The organism is Binatus sp. (SeqCode) (assembly GCF_035272065.1).
Classification (GTDB): domain Bacteria; phylum Desulfobacterota; class Binatia; order Binatales; family Binataceae; genus Binatus.
In genome coordinates, this window is the sequence record NZ_DATEQZ010000035.1 from 12,896 (window position 1) to 28,710 (window position 15,815).

Annotated in this window: 18 protein-coding genes; 15 read left to right on the forward strand and 3 right to left on the reverse strand. The window is 61.7% G+C overall.

The window, feature by feature from the left end:
* Positions 1–37 precede the first annotated feature (37 nt).
* Both VJX68_RS05795 and VJX68_RS05800 read left to right on the forward strand, forming a co-directional pair.
* Positions 38–1,369, forward strand: a complete 1,332-nt coding sequence (locus VJX68_RS05795; protein WP_324094716.1) for a citrate synthase — start codon at positions 38–40, stop codon at positions 1,367–1,369.
* Positions 1,370–1,520: 151 nt separating this feature from the next.
* A complete protein-coding gene (locus VJX68_RS05800; RefSeq protein WP_324094717.1) occupies positions 1,521–2,702 on the forward strand; it encodes a PDZ domain-containing protein in 1,182 nt (393 codons plus the stop codon).
* Positions 2,703–2,817: 115 nt separating this feature from the next.
* Here the strand turns inward: VJX68_RS05800 and VJX68_RS05805 are convergent, their stop codons facing one another.
* Positions 2,818–3,624, reverse strand: a complete 807-nt coding sequence (locus VJX68_RS05805; protein ID WP_324094718.1) for an enoyl-CoA hydratase/isomerase family protein — start codon at positions 3,622–3,624, stop codon at positions 2,818–2,820.
* Positions 3,625–3,860: 236 nt separating this feature from the next.
* On the opposite strand from VJX68_RS05805, the gene VJX68_RS05810 reads away from it, so the two are divergent.
* The 8 genes from VJX68_RS05810 to VJX68_RS05845 all read left to right on the forward strand — a co-directional run bounded on the left by VJX68_RS05810 (position 3,861) and on the right by VJX68_RS05845 (position 9,206).
* The gene (locus VJX68_RS05810) at positions 3,861–4,094 is read left to right on the forward strand and encodes a helix-turn-helix domain-containing protein (protein WP_324094719.1); all 234 of its coding nucleotides are present in this window, start codon (positions 3,861–3,863) and stop codon (positions 4,092–4,094) included.
* A 94-nt stretch (positions 4,095–4,188) separates the two neighbouring features.
* Complete coding sequence (locus tag VJX68_RS05815) at positions 4,189–4,953, forward strand: methyltransferase domain-containing protein (protein WP_324094720.1); 765 nt, start codon at positions 4,189–4,191, stop codon at positions 4,951–4,953.
* 234 nt (positions 4,954–5,187) lie between these two features.
* Positions 5,188–6,009 (forward strand): alpha/beta fold hydrolase, encoded by an 822-nt coding sequence (locus VJX68_RS05820; RefSeq protein WP_324094721.1) that lies wholly within the window; start codon positions 5,188–5,190, stop codon positions 6,007–6,009.
* 9 nt (positions 6,010–6,018) lie between these two features.
* A complete protein-coding gene (locus tag VJX68_RS05825) occupies positions 6,019–7,182 on the forward strand; it encodes an acetyl-CoA acetyltransferase (RefSeq protein ID WP_324094722.1) in 1,164 nt (387 codons plus the stop codon).
* A gap of 18 nt (positions 7,183–7,200) precedes the next feature.
* A complete protein-coding gene (locus VJX68_RS05830) occupies positions 7,201–7,629 on the forward strand; it encodes a Zn-ribbon domain-containing OB-fold protein (RefSeq protein WP_324094723.1) in 429 nt (142 codons plus the stop codon).
* 13 nt (positions 7,630–7,642) lie between these two features.
* Complete coding sequence (locus tag VJX68_RS05835; RefSeq protein ID WP_324094724.1) at positions 7,643–8,326, forward strand: PHP-associated domain-containing protein; 684 nt, start codon at positions 7,643–7,645, stop codon at positions 8,324–8,326.
* 17 nt (positions 8,327–8,343) lie between these two features.
* Positions 8,344–8,790 carry an FAS1-like dehydratase domain-containing protein gene (locus VJX68_RS05840; RefSeq protein ID WP_324094725.1) on the forward strand — a complete coding sequence of 149 codons (447 nt, stop codon included), beginning with the start codon at positions 8,344–8,346 and terminating at the stop codon, positions 8,788–8,790.
* Positions 8,787–9,206, forward strand: a complete 420-nt coding sequence (locus VJX68_RS05845) for a MaoC family dehydratase (RefSeq protein WP_324094726.1) — start codon at positions 8,787–8,789, stop codon at positions 9,204–9,206. The genes VJX68_RS05840 and VJX68_RS05845 overlap by 4 nt, the downstream gene beginning before the upstream one ends.
* Before the next feature lie 13 nt (positions 9,207–9,219).
* Here VJX68_RS05845 and VJX68_RS05850 read toward each other — a convergent pair whose 3' ends face one another.
* Positions 9,220–9,519, reverse strand: a complete 300-nt coding sequence (locus VJX68_RS05850; RefSeq protein WP_324094727.1) for a hypothetical protein — start codon at positions 9,517–9,519, stop codon at positions 9,220–9,222.
* A 340-nt stretch (positions 9,520–9,859) separates the two neighbouring features.
* Positions 9,860–11,092: a hypothetical protein gene (locus VJX68_RS05855; RefSeq protein ID WP_324094728.1), complete on the reverse strand. Its 1,233-nt coding sequence runs from the start codon at positions 11,090–11,092 to the stop codon at positions 9,860–9,862.
* Between the two features lie 245 nt (positions 11,093–11,337).
* Here VJX68_RS05855 and pheA point away from each other — a divergent pair, with 245 nt between their 5' ends.
* From pheA to cmk, 5 genes are read left to right on the forward strand one after another with little or no spacing between them, the layout of a single operon-like run.
* Positions 11,338–12,453: a prephenate dehydratase gene (pheA, locus tag VJX68_RS05860; protein WP_324094729.1), complete on the forward strand. Its 1,116-nt coding sequence runs from the start codon at positions 11,338–11,340 to the stop codon at positions 12,451–12,453.
* Positions 12,454–12,495: 42 nt separating this feature from the next.
* Positions 12,496–13,602, forward strand: a complete 1,107-nt coding sequence (gene hisC / locus VJX68_RS05865) for a histidinol-phosphate transaminase (RefSeq protein WP_324094730.1) — start codon at positions 12,496–12,498, stop codon at positions 13,600–13,602.
* Positions 13,599–14,060 (forward strand): DUF1648 domain-containing protein, encoded by a 462-nt coding sequence (locus tag VJX68_RS05870; RefSeq protein WP_324094731.1) that lies wholly within the window; start codon positions 13,599–13,601, stop codon positions 14,058–14,060. The genes hisC and VJX68_RS05870 overlap by 4 nt, the downstream gene beginning before the upstream one ends.
* Positions 14,060–14,923, forward strand: a complete 864-nt coding sequence (locus VJX68_RS05875; protein WP_324094732.1) for a prephenate dehydrogenase — start codon at positions 14,060–14,062, stop codon at positions 14,921–14,923. The genes VJX68_RS05870 and VJX68_RS05875 overlap by 1 nt, the downstream gene beginning before the upstream one ends.
* Positions 14,920–15,618, forward strand: a complete 699-nt coding sequence (gene cmk, locus VJX68_RS05880; protein WP_324094733.1) for a (d)CMP kinase — start codon at positions 14,920–14,922, stop codon at positions 15,616–15,618. The genes VJX68_RS05875 and cmk overlap by 4 nt, the downstream gene beginning before the upstream one ends.
* The last annotated feature ends 197 nt before the right edge of the window (positions 15,619–15,815 follow it).

Consider the following 15,815-nt stretch of genomic DNA (forward strand, 5'->3'; position numbering starts at 1 on the left):
TGAACGCGAACGTCATGGACAAGTCGAGGCAACATCGATGGCAAACAACACGCTGACCATCACCGACAATCGGACCGGGAAGAAATACGAGCTGCCGATCGAAGAAGGGGATGTTATTCGGGCGGCCGATTTGCGGCAGATCAAAGTTGGGAAAGATGACTTTGGGCTGATGTCGTACGATCCGGCGTTCACCAATACGGCGTCGTGCCGCAGCCGCATCACGTTTATCGACGGCGACAAGGGAATCCTGCGCTATCGCGGCTATCCGATCGAAGAGCTTGCCGAGAAGAGCAACTACCTCGAGACCGCGTACCTGATCGTCAAGGGTGAGCTGCCGGACCTGGCGCACTACGAGCGCTGGCAGAACAACATCAAGATTCACACGATGGTGCATGAGAATATCAAGAAGTTCATGGAGGGCTTCCGCTACGACGCGCATCCGATGGGAATGCTGCTCGGCACGGTCGGCGCGCTCTCGACCTTCTATCCCGACGCCAACGATATTCACGATCTCGAATCGCGGCGGCTGCAGACGCGCCGCCTTATCGGCAAGATACCGACGCTCGCGGCGTTCGCCTTTCGGCATACGCGGGGGCTCCCCTACGTCTATCCCGACAACGAACTCAGCTACACCGGCAACCTGCTCTCGATGCTCTTCAAAATGACCGAGCTCAGGTACAAGCCCGACCCGGTGCTCGAGCGCGCGCTCGACGTGCTCTTCATCCTGCACGCCGATCACGAGCAGAACTGCTCCGCCAACGCGATGCGCGCGGTGGGAAGCTCGCAGCCCGATCCGTACGCATGCGCGGCGGCCGCGATCGCGGCGCTCTACGGCCCGCTGCATGGCGGCGCGAACGAAGCCGCGATCCGGATGCTGATGGAAATCGGGTCGGTGTCGAATGTTCCCGCGATGATCAGGAAGGTGAAGGAGGGCGAGCGCCGGCTGATGGGCTTTGGCCATCGCGTGTACAAGAACTACGATCCGCGCGCGAAAATTCTCAAGGAGATGGCGGCGCAGGTGTTCGAGGTGACGGGGCGCAATCCGCTGATCGATATTGCGATCGAGCTCGAACGAATCGCGCTGCAGGACGAATATTTCATCACGCACAAGTTGTATCCCAACGTGGATTTCTATTCGGGAATTATTTACCAGGCGATGGGATTCCCGATGACGATGTTCCCGGTGCTGTTCGCGATTCCGCGGACGTCGGGCTGGATGGCGCAATGGGCGGAGATGGTGCGCGACAACGAACAGAAGATCGCGCGGCCGCGCCAGGTCTACGTCGGCGAATCGACGCGGCACTACCTCCCTCTGAATTCGCGGCCGGTGCCGACCCAGCGCGAAGACGCGGTGAGCGAAGCAATCTGACGTTAGTTAGATAATTTCAAAAGCGTCTCACGGCGGCTGTTGGTAATTGCGCGATCTATGGTTGGCCTAGGGCGCAAATCCCTGCTATCAGTAGTATTGGTGCCTCGATGAAGTTCCGGGGTGCTTAATCAACCAGGAAGGCGGTGCTGCAATGGGCAAGAATGGCGGCGGGCCAACTGACACTATCTTGACGCTCGAAGAAGCGCTCAGACGCTTCAAGCGCAAGAGGGGTGAAGGCGGCGCAGAGACGAGGGTTGGCGCAGAGATCAGCGCGGAGGCCGTACCGGGCTCCAATGTTCACCACGCTGATTTTTCTGCCACGGCGAAACGTGAGAGCGGGGCGGCTGCGATAAGCGACCTGAAGCAGGCGGACGAAAGCGCGAGTGTGTTCGCTCAGCGTGACGAGATGAACGCCGGGGTTCCGGCGTGCAACGATATCGTCGCGGTGATCGACGGCATTCCGCGCACCTTCGAGCAGCTTGAGCAACTCGCCGCGGCTGACCGTGCCTACGACGAAGATTTTCCCGAGACTGGTCTGGACGATGCCGAGGCCGTCGTCGAGGACGGCGCCGAAGCTGTCGAGATGGGCGTCGTCGCGCTCGCGGGTCGGCACGCCCTCATCCGAGACTACGCGTTCACCGCGATGGGCACCGCGCTGATGGTATTGGTCGCGTTCCTTGTGACGCGAGTGCCGATCGTCAACAACCGGCCAACTCTGGTGGCGCAAAGTATCCCGACGCCGGCGCTGAAGGCATCTTCGCTGATGAGCGTGGCGGACGACCTGATTTCAACGCTGGTCACAGTCCCCGACACTGACGTCGAAGTTGCGTCGCACAACGTCAAGCCCAGCGAGCTCGAGGCCCGGATCAAGGACACGCTCAAGTTGCGCGCCTTCCCGGACATCGGCGTGTCGGTCTCAAAGAAGGGCGACGCGTACCTGGCGGGCGCAGTCTACAGCCTCGACGAAGCGCGCAAGATCACGCAGATCGTGCACCGCGTGAACGGCGTGAATCGGGTTCATTTTCTGCATCCCGACGTTCGCCTTGCGCAGGGTCCCGCCTTTTTTGGCGTGACGACTACGTCGGCGCCCGCAGTCTGGGGAGCTAAAGTGAAGGCCGTGCTCATCGGGTCACCGGCCGACAAGGCGGGGCTCAAGCCGGGCGACGTGATCAGCGAGTTCGACGGCAATACGATTCCCGACGGCAAAGCGTTTGACGATCTCCTGACCCAATATTATCCCGGCCAGCGCGTGCAATTCCGCGTATGGCATGACGGCCAGCCCGAGTACCTGCTCGCTCGGCTGGGCGAGGTGACGACGGTCGCCAGCCGGTAATCGATCGCAGAGTTTGTAGTGACTCAGGGGCGGTTCAATCGAACCGCCCTTTTTTTCTTGGGCTCTTCTTCTCGACGGAATAAATTGGGTTCGACGGAATAAATTCCGTCCTACGTCAGGCGCGGGGGGCGAAGCGCGGCTTGCGCTTCTCGAGAAACGCGCGGGCGCCTTCCTCGATGTACCCCGCGCGAACGCATAGCACCTGGTTGCGATCCTCGATTGCGACTGCCTGCTCCAAGCTGCCGGCGTCGATGCTCATTGACAGACACTCCTTCGTCAGGCGCAGCCCGAGTGGCGAGGTTTCCGTCATCTCGAGCGCCAGCTTGGCCGCCGCCGCATCGAGCTCCGCATCCGGCATCAGCTCGGATACCAGGCCGGTGGCGAATGCGCGTTGGGCGTTGATGAAGCGTCCCGTCAGCATCAGCTCGGACGCGACCGAGCTGCCGACGGCGCGCGGGAGGAAATAGCTGACGCCCATGTCGCACGCGCTCAGGCCAATGCGAATGAACGCCGCGTTGAAGCGGGCCGACTCGCCCGCGATGCGCACGTCGCATGCGAGCGCCAGAGCGAAGCCACCGCCGGCGGCAGGTCCGCGAATCGCCGCGATGAACGGTTGCGGCGCGCGGCGAATCGCGACGACCAGGTCGCTCATCCGGCGCTGGCTTTCGACGGTGTCAGTGGTCGAGGCGCCAAGGCCGGTGCCGCCGCGGTTTTGTTCTTTGAGATCGAGCCCGGCGCAAAACGCGCGGCCAGCACCCTTCATCACGACGACCCGCGTCTCGGTCTGGGTCGGCAGCCGATGCAGCAAGTCCTCGAGCTCCGCGACCATTTGCGCGCTGAGCGCGTTGAGGTTGTGCGGACGGTTAAGCGTCAGCCACGCCACCGCGCCGTCGTTTTTGATTTCAATCGCCTCGTACTTCATTGCAAGTAGCCTCCCTGGCGCGCGGCTTTGGGTTCTTCTGCCCGTCTTTCGCTAACAATAACGCAACATGACGCACCTTCGCCAAGATTCACAACCCCTGACGGGCGCGGATAGCCAGTATTGACTTAACCGTGGCACGGTTAGAGGCTGGATAGCGGGCTTTTGTGCGACATTGAGCAATACGGCTCGTTAAAGGGGAACTGAGATATCTCCCCGAGGGGAGGGTTGGCGCTACGATGGCATCCTCGGAAGAAATTCTGACCATCTCGGAGTTGTCGGCGCATCTTCGCGTCCATCCGACCACGATTTACCGCTTGCTGCGCGAGGGGCGAATACCGGGTTTCCGCGTCGGCAGCGCATGGCGATTCAGCCGCGCGGCGATCGAAGTATGGGAGCACGGGCAGGTCGGTCCAATCGACGGAGATGGGACGCCGACACGCAAAGCCAAAGGCCGCAAGCCGCGCAAATAACCCTGTAAACTTTTCCGCGCGCCCGCTTTTCTGTCATTCTCGCGATGTGGACTCTCGCGATCGCGAAACCTCGGGTTATCATCAGCCTTCTCAGGTGATCGCCGAATACTTCGGCCGCCTGGCCGGTACTTATGGCGACGGCGTGTACTACGGGAACCGGCGCCAAGCTGTGCTCGAAACGATCGCGCCGGAATTCGCGAACGCTCGCGAGCTGCTCGACGTTGGATGCGGCAACGGCGCCTATCTGACGAAGTTCGTCGGGGCGCCCGGGAATCGCACGGTCACCGGGGCCGACTTGTCATTCGAGATGCTCCTGTCTGCGCGCAATCGAGCAGGCGCGAAATGCCGGCTGCTTCGCGCGGACGCCGCGCGGCTGCCGTTCAAGCCGGAGTCGTTCGATTTCATCTTCGCGAGCCACGTGCTGCAGTTCGTCGCGGACGTCGAGGGCGTCGTGGCCGAGTTTGCGCGCTGCATGCAGGCGGGAGGAGTGCTGATAGCGACGTGGCAGCGCGACGACAGCGTGCGGAAGACGCTCAGCGCGATCGTCGGTCCGGAGCGATGGCGCGAATTTCGCGAGGTGATTCTTCGGTGGGCGGAGCGGCGCGAAGCCGATGCGCGTCCGAGGGTCCGCTACCAGCAGGCGTTCGCGAAGGCGGGTCTGCGGGTCGAGGAACGGACGGCGCCGTTCACGGTCACGTGGGCGGATATCGACGAGTGGGTCAAAATCAGGTGGATGCCACTGATACCGGAGGGCGAGCGCGAGCGCGCCGAGGTAATGATCGCCGAACTCGCGAAGGTGGGCGCGCCGCAGAGTTTGACGCAGCACGAGCCGCTGATCGTAGGCAGGCGGGATGGATGAGAGTCTAAGGATCGCTTCGCGATTTCAGAACCGGTACCGACTTCGCTTGCGCGAAGCTTCCGAGATCCTTCCTGCCGCTTGCGTTGCTCGCTTCGTCAGGATGATGAGCTATGCCGACGGTGCAGAGACGCAGTACTAAAGAACTCACAGGCTCCCTGCTTGGCGGGGTTTGACGGGGGCGCCTTCAACCTAGTAGCTAACGCACAAAAGCACGTGGCGGAGAGTTTCGCGCCGATGCCAACTCAAACGAAATACACCGACGTTAAAGGATACGCGACTTACTACTACTACAGTGGCGCGACGACGCTGCCCGACTTGGTGCCAGACTTCTCGCGCGGACGCAAGATTTTGTTTGTGCACGGCGCTGGGTCGAACGGGCATACGTGGCATCGGCAGCTCGAGGCGTTCGGCGGCAAGCACAGTCCGATCTCGCTCGACCTGCCGGGGCATGGACGTTCGGCGGGCGTCGAGGGGCTGCGCACGGTTCACGACTACGCGGATTTCGTCGCGGCGTTTCTCGACGCTCTGAAGATCAAGTCGGCGGTGATACTGGGGCATTCGATGGGCGGCGCGATTGCGATGGATCTCGGGCTGCGGCATGCGGCGCGGGTCGAGGCGCTGATACTCAGTTGCACGGCATCGAAGTTCAACCTCACAGCCGAGCGAATCGAGGCCTTGCGCGCAATCACGATGGGCCGTGCGCCGCAGGCGTTCAACACCGACGGCTATTCGCCGAAGACGGCGAAGGAAAATTTCGATGTCGTCCGCGAAGGCTGGATGGAACAGATCAAAACCGACCCGCGCGTGCGGTATACCGACATCCTGGCGTGCTCGCAGGTCGATTTGCGCGAGGCGATCGCAAAGATCGAGAAGCCGGCGCTGGTGCTCGCGGGCGCCGACGACAAGAGCACCACGCCCGCCGACGCGGAGTTTATCGCGGGCAAGATTCGCGGCGCGGCGTCCAAGATAATCGCGGACGCCGGTCATTACATTCCGCGCGAGCGTCCCGCCGAGTACAACGCCGCTATCGAGCAGTTCGTCGATGGACTGAAGTAGGAATTCGAAATGAGTTTAAGCCGCAAGACCGCAGTGGCCGGAGTTTTTGAGCATCCGACGCGATTCGCGCCGGACAAAAGCCTGTTTCAGATAATGGCGGAGAGCGTGCGTGGCGCGCTGGACGACGCCGGCTTGACGATAAAGGACGTGAACGGGTTGTGCACGACCGGAATCGGGATGAGCGGGATGGGAATCGTCGGCTTTTGCGATTACCTGAACCTGATGCCGAACTTTGTCGATTCGACTTCGATCGGCGGGTCGTCGTTCGTGGCGCACACTGCGCACGCGGCAGCCGCGATTCACGCCGGGCTGTGCGACGTATGCGTCGTGGTCTATGGCTCGACGGCGGCGTCGTCGCGGTTCGCGATCGGCACCGGCGGCGGGGGCGGCGGCAGCGGCGATCCATGCGACCAGTACGAGATTCCGTTCGGGCCGACGACGGTCGGGTCGTACGCGATGGTCGCGCAGCGGCATATGCATGACTACGGGACGACTTCGGAGCAACTCGCGGAGATTGCGGTCACGATGCGGCTGCATGCGTCGATGAATCCGGCCGCGAAGTACCGCGACCAGATCACGGTCGAGGACGTGCTGGCGTCGCGAATTATCTCGTCGCCGCTGCATCTGCTGGACTGCTGCATCATCAGCGACGGCGGCGGCGCGCTGGTGATCACGTCGGCGGAGCGCGCGCGCGATTTGAAGAAGAAGCCGGTTTATATTCTCGGCACGGGCGAGACGGTGCGCCACGCGGCGCGCGGGCAGCGCGACTTCCTGGAAATCGCGGCGGCGCAATCGGGGCGGCTGGCGTTCGAGCGCGCCGGCGTCGCGCACAAAGACATCGACATGGCAATGATCTACGACTCGTTCACGATCACCGTGCTGTCCACGCTCGAGAATCTCGGCTTCTGCAAGCGCGGCGAGGGCGGGGCGTTCGTGTCGGGCGGGCGGCTGCGCTTCGACGGCGAATTTCCGATCAACACCGACGGCGGCGGCCTGTCGTCGAACCATCCGGGGATGCGCGGGATTTTTTTAGTGATTGAAGCCACGAAGCAACTGCGCGGCGAATGCGGGCCGCGGCAGGTCAGGGATTGCAAAATCGCGCTCGCGCACGGGACTGGCGGCACGCTCGGCACGCGGCATTCGGGCGCAACGCTCATCCTCAGCAATCAGTAACTCGGGACGGACGAAATCATGGCGGAACAGACGCAAGCGAAAAAATACTCGAAGCCCCTACCCCACATCGACGAAGAGAATCGTCCATGGTGGGAGGCGATCCAGCGGCACGAGCTTTACGTCCAGAAGTGCCGCAAGTGCGGCGACGTCCGCTACTATCCGCGCGCGCTATGCACGAATTGCATGTCGTCGGATACGCAATGGATCAAATGCAGCGGGCGTGGCAAGGTCTATACCTTCACGACGACGTATCAGAACCAGGCGCCGGGATTTCGCGAGTCGATCCCATACATCATGGCGTATGTCGAATTGGACGAGGGCGTGAAAATGCTCACCAACCTGGTCGACTGCGCGCCGGAACAGGCTAAAATAGGGATGCCCGTCGAGGTCGTATACGAGGAGGTCACGCCCGCGGTGACGCTCGCGAAATTTCGCCCGGCGAGGTGAGGGCACATTCCTGGTGAGTACAATCCTTGATCTGCACACGCATAGTGAAGCATCGGAAGACAGCCGCGCACCGGTAGAGGCGTACCTCAACTGGATCAAGCTGCGGGCGGCCGAGCGGCCGGTCGATGGAATCGTGTTGACCGAGCATCGCCAGTTCAATCGCGACGCCGACTACCGCGCGCTCGAGGACAAGTTCGGCACGATGGTGCTGCGCGCGTCAGAAGTCGAGACCAACTATGGGCACATGCTGGTGTTCGGCGTGAACGACGACATGGTAAAGCGATTCGATTTTGCCGACGTGCGCCTCGACGCGCAGACGTTGATCAACGAAGTGGCGCGGATGGGCGGAATCGTCGTGCCGTGTCATCCGGGGCGGCCGAATATCGGAATGTACGAGCACTATCAGAACAAGCCGCCGCTGGAGAACGTGGTCGCGGTCGAGGCGCTGAACGGCGGATCGCGCAAGGGCGAAGACGAGCGCAGCGCGGAACTGATCGCGAAGCATGGATTTGCGGCGACCGGCGGTTCCGACAGCCACCTGGTGAGCCTGATCGGGCTGTGCGCGACGAAGTTCAGCGCATACATCAAAACAATCGATGATCTGGTGCGGGAATTGAAAACCGGCAACTACGAGCCAGTGGATTTCCGGCCGCGGCGCAAAGCCGTGCCGCATGCGGTCGCGATGGAAACACGATAACAAGCGAGAGAATCACGATGGCAGTCGATTACGATCCGGCGCTGATCAACAAGGTCTTCGAAGTGACTGAGCCCGTCGAGGTCAAGCCGGAGAAGATCAAGCGGTATTGCGCAGCGCTCGGCGAGACCAATCCGATTTACACGGACGAGGAGGCGGCGAAGAAAGGTCCGTACGGCGGGATCGTCGCACCGCCGTCGTTCGCGGTGACGTTCCGCAACGGGCGGCACTTCTTTGAGAACGTGCCACGCTTCGGCCGCCGCGGCTTCGACGCCGGCAAGGACGTCGAGTTCGTCTCGCCTATAAGGCCGGGCGACAATGTGACGCTGAGCTCGCACGTAAAGGAAATTTACGAGAAGACCGGACGCACGGGCACCATGGTCTTCGTCGTGATCCGGTCGACGCTGAAGAACCAGAAGGATGAAGTGCTGGCCCATATCGACCATCGCTTCATGAACCGCACGTGAGCAGTTTCGAAGAAATCAACATCGGCGACACGCTCGGCCCGCTCGAGCTGTTCGTTAGCAAGGATCAGTGCCGTGCCTACGCGAAGATCATGGGCATGGGCGATATCGCGGGGCGCTTCACCGACGACGAAGCTGCGAAGAAGGAAGGGCTGCCCGGGATGATCCTGCCGGGCAACATGAGCCTGGGCCTGCTGTCGAAGCTGGTGACGGATTGGATCGGGTCGAGCAACGCGTGGCTGACGCGGATGAGCACGACCTATCGCGTGCCGGTACAGCCCGATCACACGATCACGATTCACGGCTTTGTCACCAACAAGAACCCTGCGGATAGCACGGCCGAGATCGACGTCTGGATGGAGAACGAGGAGGCTGAGCGCCTCGTGACCGGAACGGCGACGGTCGAGTTTAGAAAGTAGCAGACAGGATCGGTTACCTCATACCGCCGAAATTCATCATGATAGGGCCGTGGCCCGGAGTCTGGAGCGGCAACGCCGGGTTTCTCGGAGACGGCGTGTTGTCCTCCTGCATCTCGGGATTCGTCGGGGCGGTCGATTCCAATCCGTAAGGCGCTGCTCCGAGCGGTTTGGTCTGCGCCAACTGCATGCACCACGGATGCTGATCGCCGGCGGCGCATGCTTGACGCTGCTGCACGGTCTGACCGTTTGACGAGCATCCGCCCGCGAGCAGCAGGATCGAGATCGCGATAGTCGTGAATACTAATTTCTGCATCACTTCACCTTCCTCGACTGGAAGTGCGTGTCGGGACCGGCGGCGCAGACTCGCATATAACCAGAACTAGTAGCCGTCAGGCGGGGACGCAAGTGAGAATCTTGTGGATGTTAAGACGTAGATGCGGACTTCGCCGATCCTGCCCCTCGGAAATGAGAGCTTTGCGTAACCTCGGCGCACGCTTTCGAAGAGGCAGAATCTTGAAGCGCGCGCGAAAAAATGCGCGCTGGACAAGGACCCTCACCTTCATCCTCTCCCTAACAGGGAGAGGGGAAGAAAGGCGCAGCAGGTTATGCAAAGATCTCTTGGACAAGGAGAGGTTAGGAATTGGACAAGGTGATTAGTGGGAGCCGCAGAGAGTTCCGTTGATGTCGCATTGCGGCTCGATGCCGCGATCGCGCTGCTGCTGGTTCAATGCGGAGATCGCCTTGTTGGTCCTGGCGCTCGGATCGCATCCGCATAGCTGGCTTGCGCAGCAACTGCATTGCGCGGCGGTTTCGGCTTTGACGATTTCGGAGATATCGCATCCGGCTAGACCGGTGCATGCGACGCTTACCAGGTCGCGATCGTTGCATTCGTCGGTGCACAAAGTTGCGTCGCAGGTGAAGCCGGCCTGCGCGCCTTTCGGCTGCATGCAACTGTGATACTCGTCGCAGACCTTGGCGCAATCCACGCCGCTGTCAGCCGGAATCGTCGTGACGCCGGGAACATACAGCGGGCATCCGAGGCTGCCGGGCGCGTCCGGCAGGCATGTTCCCGGACTGGGAACAGCGGCGGGAGCGTCGGCGTTTGCGGGTGCTGCGGAGAGGCCGGGTGGAACAGGCGTCGCGGTTGGCGTCGCGCCGGGAGCATAAGCGGCCGACCACACGAGGTTATCGCCGAGCGTACATGCCTGATCGTTCTGGCCGACTTGATAGGGGCCATTGAATGTTGGGCAGGAGCAACTGACGATTCCCGCCTGCGCGGTTTTGAAGCACGGCGCCGTCATGCATCCGGCGTATGGCTGTTGCGCGCAGTTGGTGAGGCCGAGACCGTTCTCGGGGACGCAATCGAAGCTGAAGGTCGAGTAGACGCTCGAGCCGGGAATCAGATTTCCGTGATTGACGTTAGCGCATACCGGCGCCGAGTTGAGCATTGCGCACAGGCTGCCATCGGCGCCACATTGCGCAACCGTTTTTTCATAGACCGCATGATTGAGGATGGCGTTGATATCGACGAAGTACACGCCGTAGGGAATGTCGAAGCATTGGCAGTTGGCGTAGTTGCCGTCGGGGGTCAATGTGCATGACAGGTCTTCGGCGCCGGAGCTCGGTCCTGAGTAATAGCAGAGCGCGAAGGGACCGCCCCGGCATGGGACGAAGTTGCTCGACACGAGGGTGATATCGGCGTAGGCGGGGCCGAAGGTGGTCGTCCAGTTCGCGGGGTCGCTCCAGAACGGGTGAGAGTTGGGGACGAAGTGGACGATGCCCGATGGTGTCGTGGCCGCCGACTGCGATCCTCCGCTGCCGCCGTTGCATCCAGCCAGCAGAATCGCGAGTGCGAAGAGATGAACTGCCCCCGATGTTCGCTCCACAGCAGAAGTTAATCGGAAATTCCGGAACGAATCTACGTTTCGATTAGCAAAAGGGTTATGAATTATTAACCATTAGTCAAGATACAAAGGCTGTCACAAGCGCAAAGGAAAAGAATTAGAAGGACGAGAACGGGTTGGGGATAGAGTGGGCGCGAAGCTATCGAGAGGACGGCGGAGATCGGACCCTCACGCGATGCTCCGATGCGTTGAAAAGGGGCGGTTGATCGGGTAGCCATTCTTGTTCGATGTCATCAAAAGTAGCCAGGAAGCCGGCCGCGGAGCCACCATCGATCGAGACGCTGCGGGCGCGGATGGATGAGATCAATCTCAAAATTCTGCGGCTGATCTCAGCGCGCGCAACTGTGGCTACCGAGATTGGACGGCTGAAGCATCATGAGGGCAGCGAGGTTTATCAGCCGGTGCGCGAGCGCGCGATTATCGAAAAGATGATCGCTGAGAATCAGGGGCCGCTCACCGACGAACAGGTCAAGCGAATTTACGTCGAGATAATTTCCGCGTGCCGCGCGCTCGAGCATGAGTCGCGCGTCGCGTTCCTCGGGCCCGAGCATACGTACTCGCATGAGGCGACGCGGATGCGGTTTGGCTCGAGCGTAGCGCTGATGCCGCTGGAGTCGTTCGCGGCCGTGTTCCAGGCAATTGAGAACGGACGCGCGGATTTCGGTGTGGTGCCGGTCGAGAACTCGACCGAAGGATCGGTGACGCTGACGCTCGACCTCCTTATAGATACGTCGCTGGTGATAGTCGGCGAAGTGCTGCTGCCGATTCGGCATTCGATTATGTCGCTGAGTGGTGATGCGGGTGCGGTCAAGCGAATCGTATCGCATCAGCAAAGTCTCGCGCAGTGCCGCGGCTATATCAGCGCGAATTTTCCGAATATCGAGACTGAAGCGGTGGCGTCCAATGCGCTGGCGGCGCAGCGCGCGGCCGCGGACGCGTCGATTGCGGCGATCGCGTCGAAGACGGCGGGTGAGGCGTACGGCCTCAAGACAATAGCGGCGAACGTGCAGGATGTCGCGGCCAACACGACGCGATTCCTCGTGATGGGCACGCGGCCGATCGAAAAATCCGGAAAAGACAAGACCACGCTGCTGTTCGCGGTGGCGGATCGGGTGGGCACGCTCAACCAGGCGCTCAACCTGTTTGCGCGCAACGCGATCAATATATCGAAGATCGAATCGCGGCCGCTGCGCGCGCGACCGTGGGAATACCTGTTCTTTGTTGACGTTATGGGGCATCGCAACGACCCCAAGCTGGCGCGCGCGCTCAAGTCGCTGTCGAGCAAGGCCCTATTCTTGAAGGTCTTAGGATCGTATCCTGAAGGAAGGTCGGCCGCTGCCTGAGCCGGGCAGCCCAAAAGCGTTCCCAGTGGCCGCTCCCCTGTTTTGATCAAAGCTCAAGATCTCGTACTCCCATCGGTCGCCGCGCTGGCTCCTTACGAGCCGGGCAAGCCGATCGAGGAGCTGCAACGCGAACTCGGAATCGTCGATCCGGTGAAGCTGGCGTCGAATGAGAATCCGCTGGGGCCGTCGCCACGCGCGATCGAGGCAATCAAGGCGGCGCTGCCCGAGCTGAATCGCTACCCCGACGGCGCGAGCTACGAACTGCGGGCGAAGATCGCGGCGCATCATAAGATTGGAGTCGAGCGGGTGTTCGCGGCGTCGGGCTCGGTTGAGGTGCTCAACCTGCTCGCGTTTCTATACCTGCGACCGGGATTGAACTCGGTTTACTCGGAACATTCGTTCGCGATTTATCCGCTGGCGACGTCGGCGGCCGGCGGGGAGCATCGCGTGGTCCAAACCAGCGATGGATTCTCGCACGACCTCGACGCGATGGCGGCGGCGATCGACGCGAACACGCGAATTGTTTTTCTCGGCAATCCGAATAATCCGACCGGAACGATTTTCCGGCGTGCCGAATGGAAGCGGTTCCTCGAGCGTGTGCCGGAAAACGTGGTGATCGTCGCCGACGAGGCGTACTTCGAATTCGTGCGTGACCCGCAATACCCGGACTCGATGGAAGACCATGACGACCGCCGGCTGATAATCACGCTGCGGACGTTTTCGAAAATTTTCGGGCTGGCGGGAGTTCGCGTCGGCTACGCGGTGGCGCGGCCCGATATGATCCAGATGCTGCATAACGTGCGGCAGCCGTTCAACGTGACGTCGCTGGCGCAGGTGGCGGCGATCGCGGGGATGGACGACCGCGCGCATATCGCGCGGACGCTGCAAGTCAACGCCGAGGGGATGGATTACCTGGAGGGCGAGTTCGCGCGCCTGAAGCTGCCGTTCGTGCCGAGTCACGCGAACTTTTTCCTGGTCGAGGTGGGCGATGGGCGCGCGGTTTACGACATGCTCTTGCGCAAGGGCGTGATCGTGCGCGCGATGAATGGTTACGGCTATCCGCGGCATGTGCGAATCAGCGTCGGGCTGCCCGAGGAGAATCGGCGGCTGATTGCTATGCTCGGCGAAGTGATCAGCGCGCATTCGTGAAGAATCGAAACGCAGAACGGATCGCGCGCGCGCTAATCATCGCGATGTTCGCGGTCGCGGCATGGACGTGGCCGTCGGCGCCCGCGCAGATTCCGATCCATTGGGACATCTCGGGGCAGATCAACGGCTACGGGTCGAAAGCCACCGGGTTGCTGCTGATGCCGTTAGTTGCGCTGGGAGGGTACGCGCTTATCGGGTTGACGGCGATTGTGCGCCCCGAGCAATTCGAAGGGCGCGTAATGACCGCGCTGTCGTGGTTCAGGTGCGCGTATGTGATGATGATGGCGGGAGTGTTCGGCGTGATCATCGCCGACGCTCGCGGCGGGAATCTGAATATGAATTATGTGGTGTTTCCGCTGCTCGCAGTTATGATGATCGCGAGTGCGAACCTGCTGCTGCAATTGAGCCGGCTCAAGGCGACGAAGACGGCGCCGCCGGGCGGCGGAATCCGAATCTAATGGCGCAGCTATTTCGGCAAATGACCGTGTGCGGAGTGGGCCTGATCGGAGGCTCGCTCGCGTTGATCGCGCGGCACGCGGGCGTCGCGGGCAAGGTCGTTGGGCTCGGACGATCGCAGGCGAATCTGGACGTCGCGATACAGCGCGGGATGATCGACGTCGCGACGCGGGACCCGGTCGAGGCGGCGCGCGGCGCGGATTTGATCGTGCTGGCGGTACCGATACAAACGATGCGCGCGACGCTGGACAAAATGATCGAGCATACGGCGCCTGACGCGGTCGTGACCGACATCGGCAGCGTGAAGGGTTACGTGGTGCGCGAGCTGGAGCCGCTGATCACGGGCAAAAGATCGCTCGTCGCGGCGCATCCGGTGGCAGGCAAGGAGACGACGGGCGCGGCGGCGGCCGACCCTGCTCTGTTTCGAGACCGCCTCGTGATTATCACGCCATCGGCCAAGAGCACGCCCGCGGCGATCAACAAGATTGAACAGCTCTGGGACGAGACCGGCGCCTGCGTCGAGATGATGGACGCGGCGACGCACGACGCGATCCTGGCGCGCTCGAGCCATCTGCCGCAGGCGGTGTCGAGCGTGCTGGCGGCAGCGCTTGCGGGCGAGAAAGTCGGGGACAAGCTTGCGGCGGAATACGGCGCTGGCGGTTTGCGCGACACGACGCGGCTGGCGGCGTCGTCGTGGGAGATGTGGCGCGATATTTTCGTGACGAATCGCGAGGCGATCGCGGCGGCGCTGAAACTTTACGGCGGAACGTTCGCCGAATTTCAGCGCGCGATCGAAGCCGGCGACATGGAAGTCGTCGAGAAGATTTTTAATCGCGGACGCGCGATGCGGGAAAAGATCAGATGAGCCGCAGGAGACCAATAATCGCGATTGATGGTCCGGTCGGCGCGGGCAAATCCGTGGCGGCGCGCGCGCTCGCTCGCGCGCTCGGGTTCTCGTACCTGAACACCGGCGCGATGTATCGCGCGGTTGCGATCGCTGCGCGCGAGGCGGGCGTCAGTCCGGAAGATGCGGACGTCGAAGCGCGATTGGCGCCGGTGCTGGCGGCGATCAAAATAAAGTTCGATGGCGAGAGTATATTTCTCAACCGCCGCGATGTGACTGCGATTGTAAGCGAGCCGGAAGTCGGCGAGCTGGCATCGCGGTTCTCGGCGATCGCTTCGGTGCGTGCGCGGATGCGCGAGTTGCAGCGCGCGGCGGGCGCGGATGGCGGCGTGGTGATGGAAGGGCGCGACATCGGCACGGCGATTTTTCCCGATGCCGAGTTCAAGTTCTTTCTCGTTGCGGATGTGAAGACGCGCGCGCGCCGCAGATTCGAAGAACTGAAGAAGAAGGGCGCGTCGATCGCGGAGCATGAAGTGTTCGAGCAACTTATCGAGCGCGACCGCCGTGACAGCGGGCGCGAGCTGGCGCCACTCAAGCGCGCGGACGATGCGACAGAGATAGACTCAACGAAACTTTCGATCGACGCGGTGGTCGCGGCGATGAAAGCGAAGATTAACGCTCGAATCAACGCCGCCAAGGACTTGAAACGAGCCTAGCCCGGTTGTAAGGATTGCAGCAGCCCCGATGTCCCGGAATCCCGGAAGGTCCCACTAAATGGAGAAAGCGTTGCCTGAACAGATGAGCGGAGGAGAAAATGACTTTGAGTCGTTGATGGAAGAGAGTTTGAAGGCTCCCCGTCCCGGCGATGTGCTGGTTGGAAGAGTGCTTCTAATCACGCGCGACAGCGTCATCA

What these genes read in the sequence shown, in the direction of transcription:
- VJX68_RS05795 (WP_324094716.1), top strand. Translation starts at nt 38, where the DNA reads ATGGCAAACAACACGCTGACCATCACCGACAATCGGACCGGGAAGAAA.
- VJX68_RS05800 (WP_324094717.1), top strand. Translation starts at nt 1,521, where the DNA reads ATGGGCAAGAATGGCGGCGGGCCAACTGACACTATCTTGACGCTCGAA.
- VJX68_RS05805 (WP_324094718.1), bottom strand. Translation starts at nt 3,624, where the DNA reads ATGAAGTACGAGGCGATTGAAATCAAAAACGACGGCGCGGTGGCGTGG.
- VJX68_RS05810 (WP_324094719.1), top strand. Translation starts at nt 3,861, where the DNA reads ATGGCATCCTCGGAAGAAATTCTGACCATCTCGGAGTTGTCGGCGCAT.
- VJX68_RS05820 (WP_324094721.1), top strand. Translation starts at nt 5,188, where the DNA reads ATGCCAACTCAAACGAAATACACCGACGTTAAAGGATACGCGACTTAC.
- VJX68_RS05825 (WP_324094722.1), top strand. Translation starts at nt 6,019, where the DNA reads ATGAGTTTAAGCCGCAAGACCGCAGTGGCCGGAGTTTTTGAGCATCCG.
- VJX68_RS05830 (WP_324094723.1), top strand. Translation starts at nt 7,201, where the DNA reads ATGGCGGAACAGACGCAAGCGAAAAAATACTCGAAGCCCCTACCCCAC.
- VJX68_RS05840 (WP_324094725.1), top strand. Translation starts at nt 8,344, where the DNA reads ATGGCAGTCGATTACGATCCGGCGCTGATCAACAAGGTCTTCGAAGTG.
- VJX68_RS05850 (WP_324094727.1), bottom strand. Translation starts at nt 9,519, where the DNA reads ATGCAGAAATTAGTATTCACGACTATCGCGATCTCGATCCTGCTGCTC.
- pheA (WP_324094729.1), top strand. Translation starts at nt 11,338, where the DNA reads ATGTCATCAAAAGTAGCCAGGAAGCCGGCCGCGGAGCCACCATCGATC.
- VJX68_RS05875 (WP_324094732.1), top strand. Translation starts at nt 14,060, where the DNA reads ATGGCGCAGCTATTTCGGCAAATGACCGTGTGCGGAGTGGGCCTGATC.
- cmk (WP_324094733.1), top strand. Translation starts at nt 14,920, where the DNA reads ATGAGCCGCAGGAGACCAATAATCGCGATTGATGGTCCGGTCGGCGCG.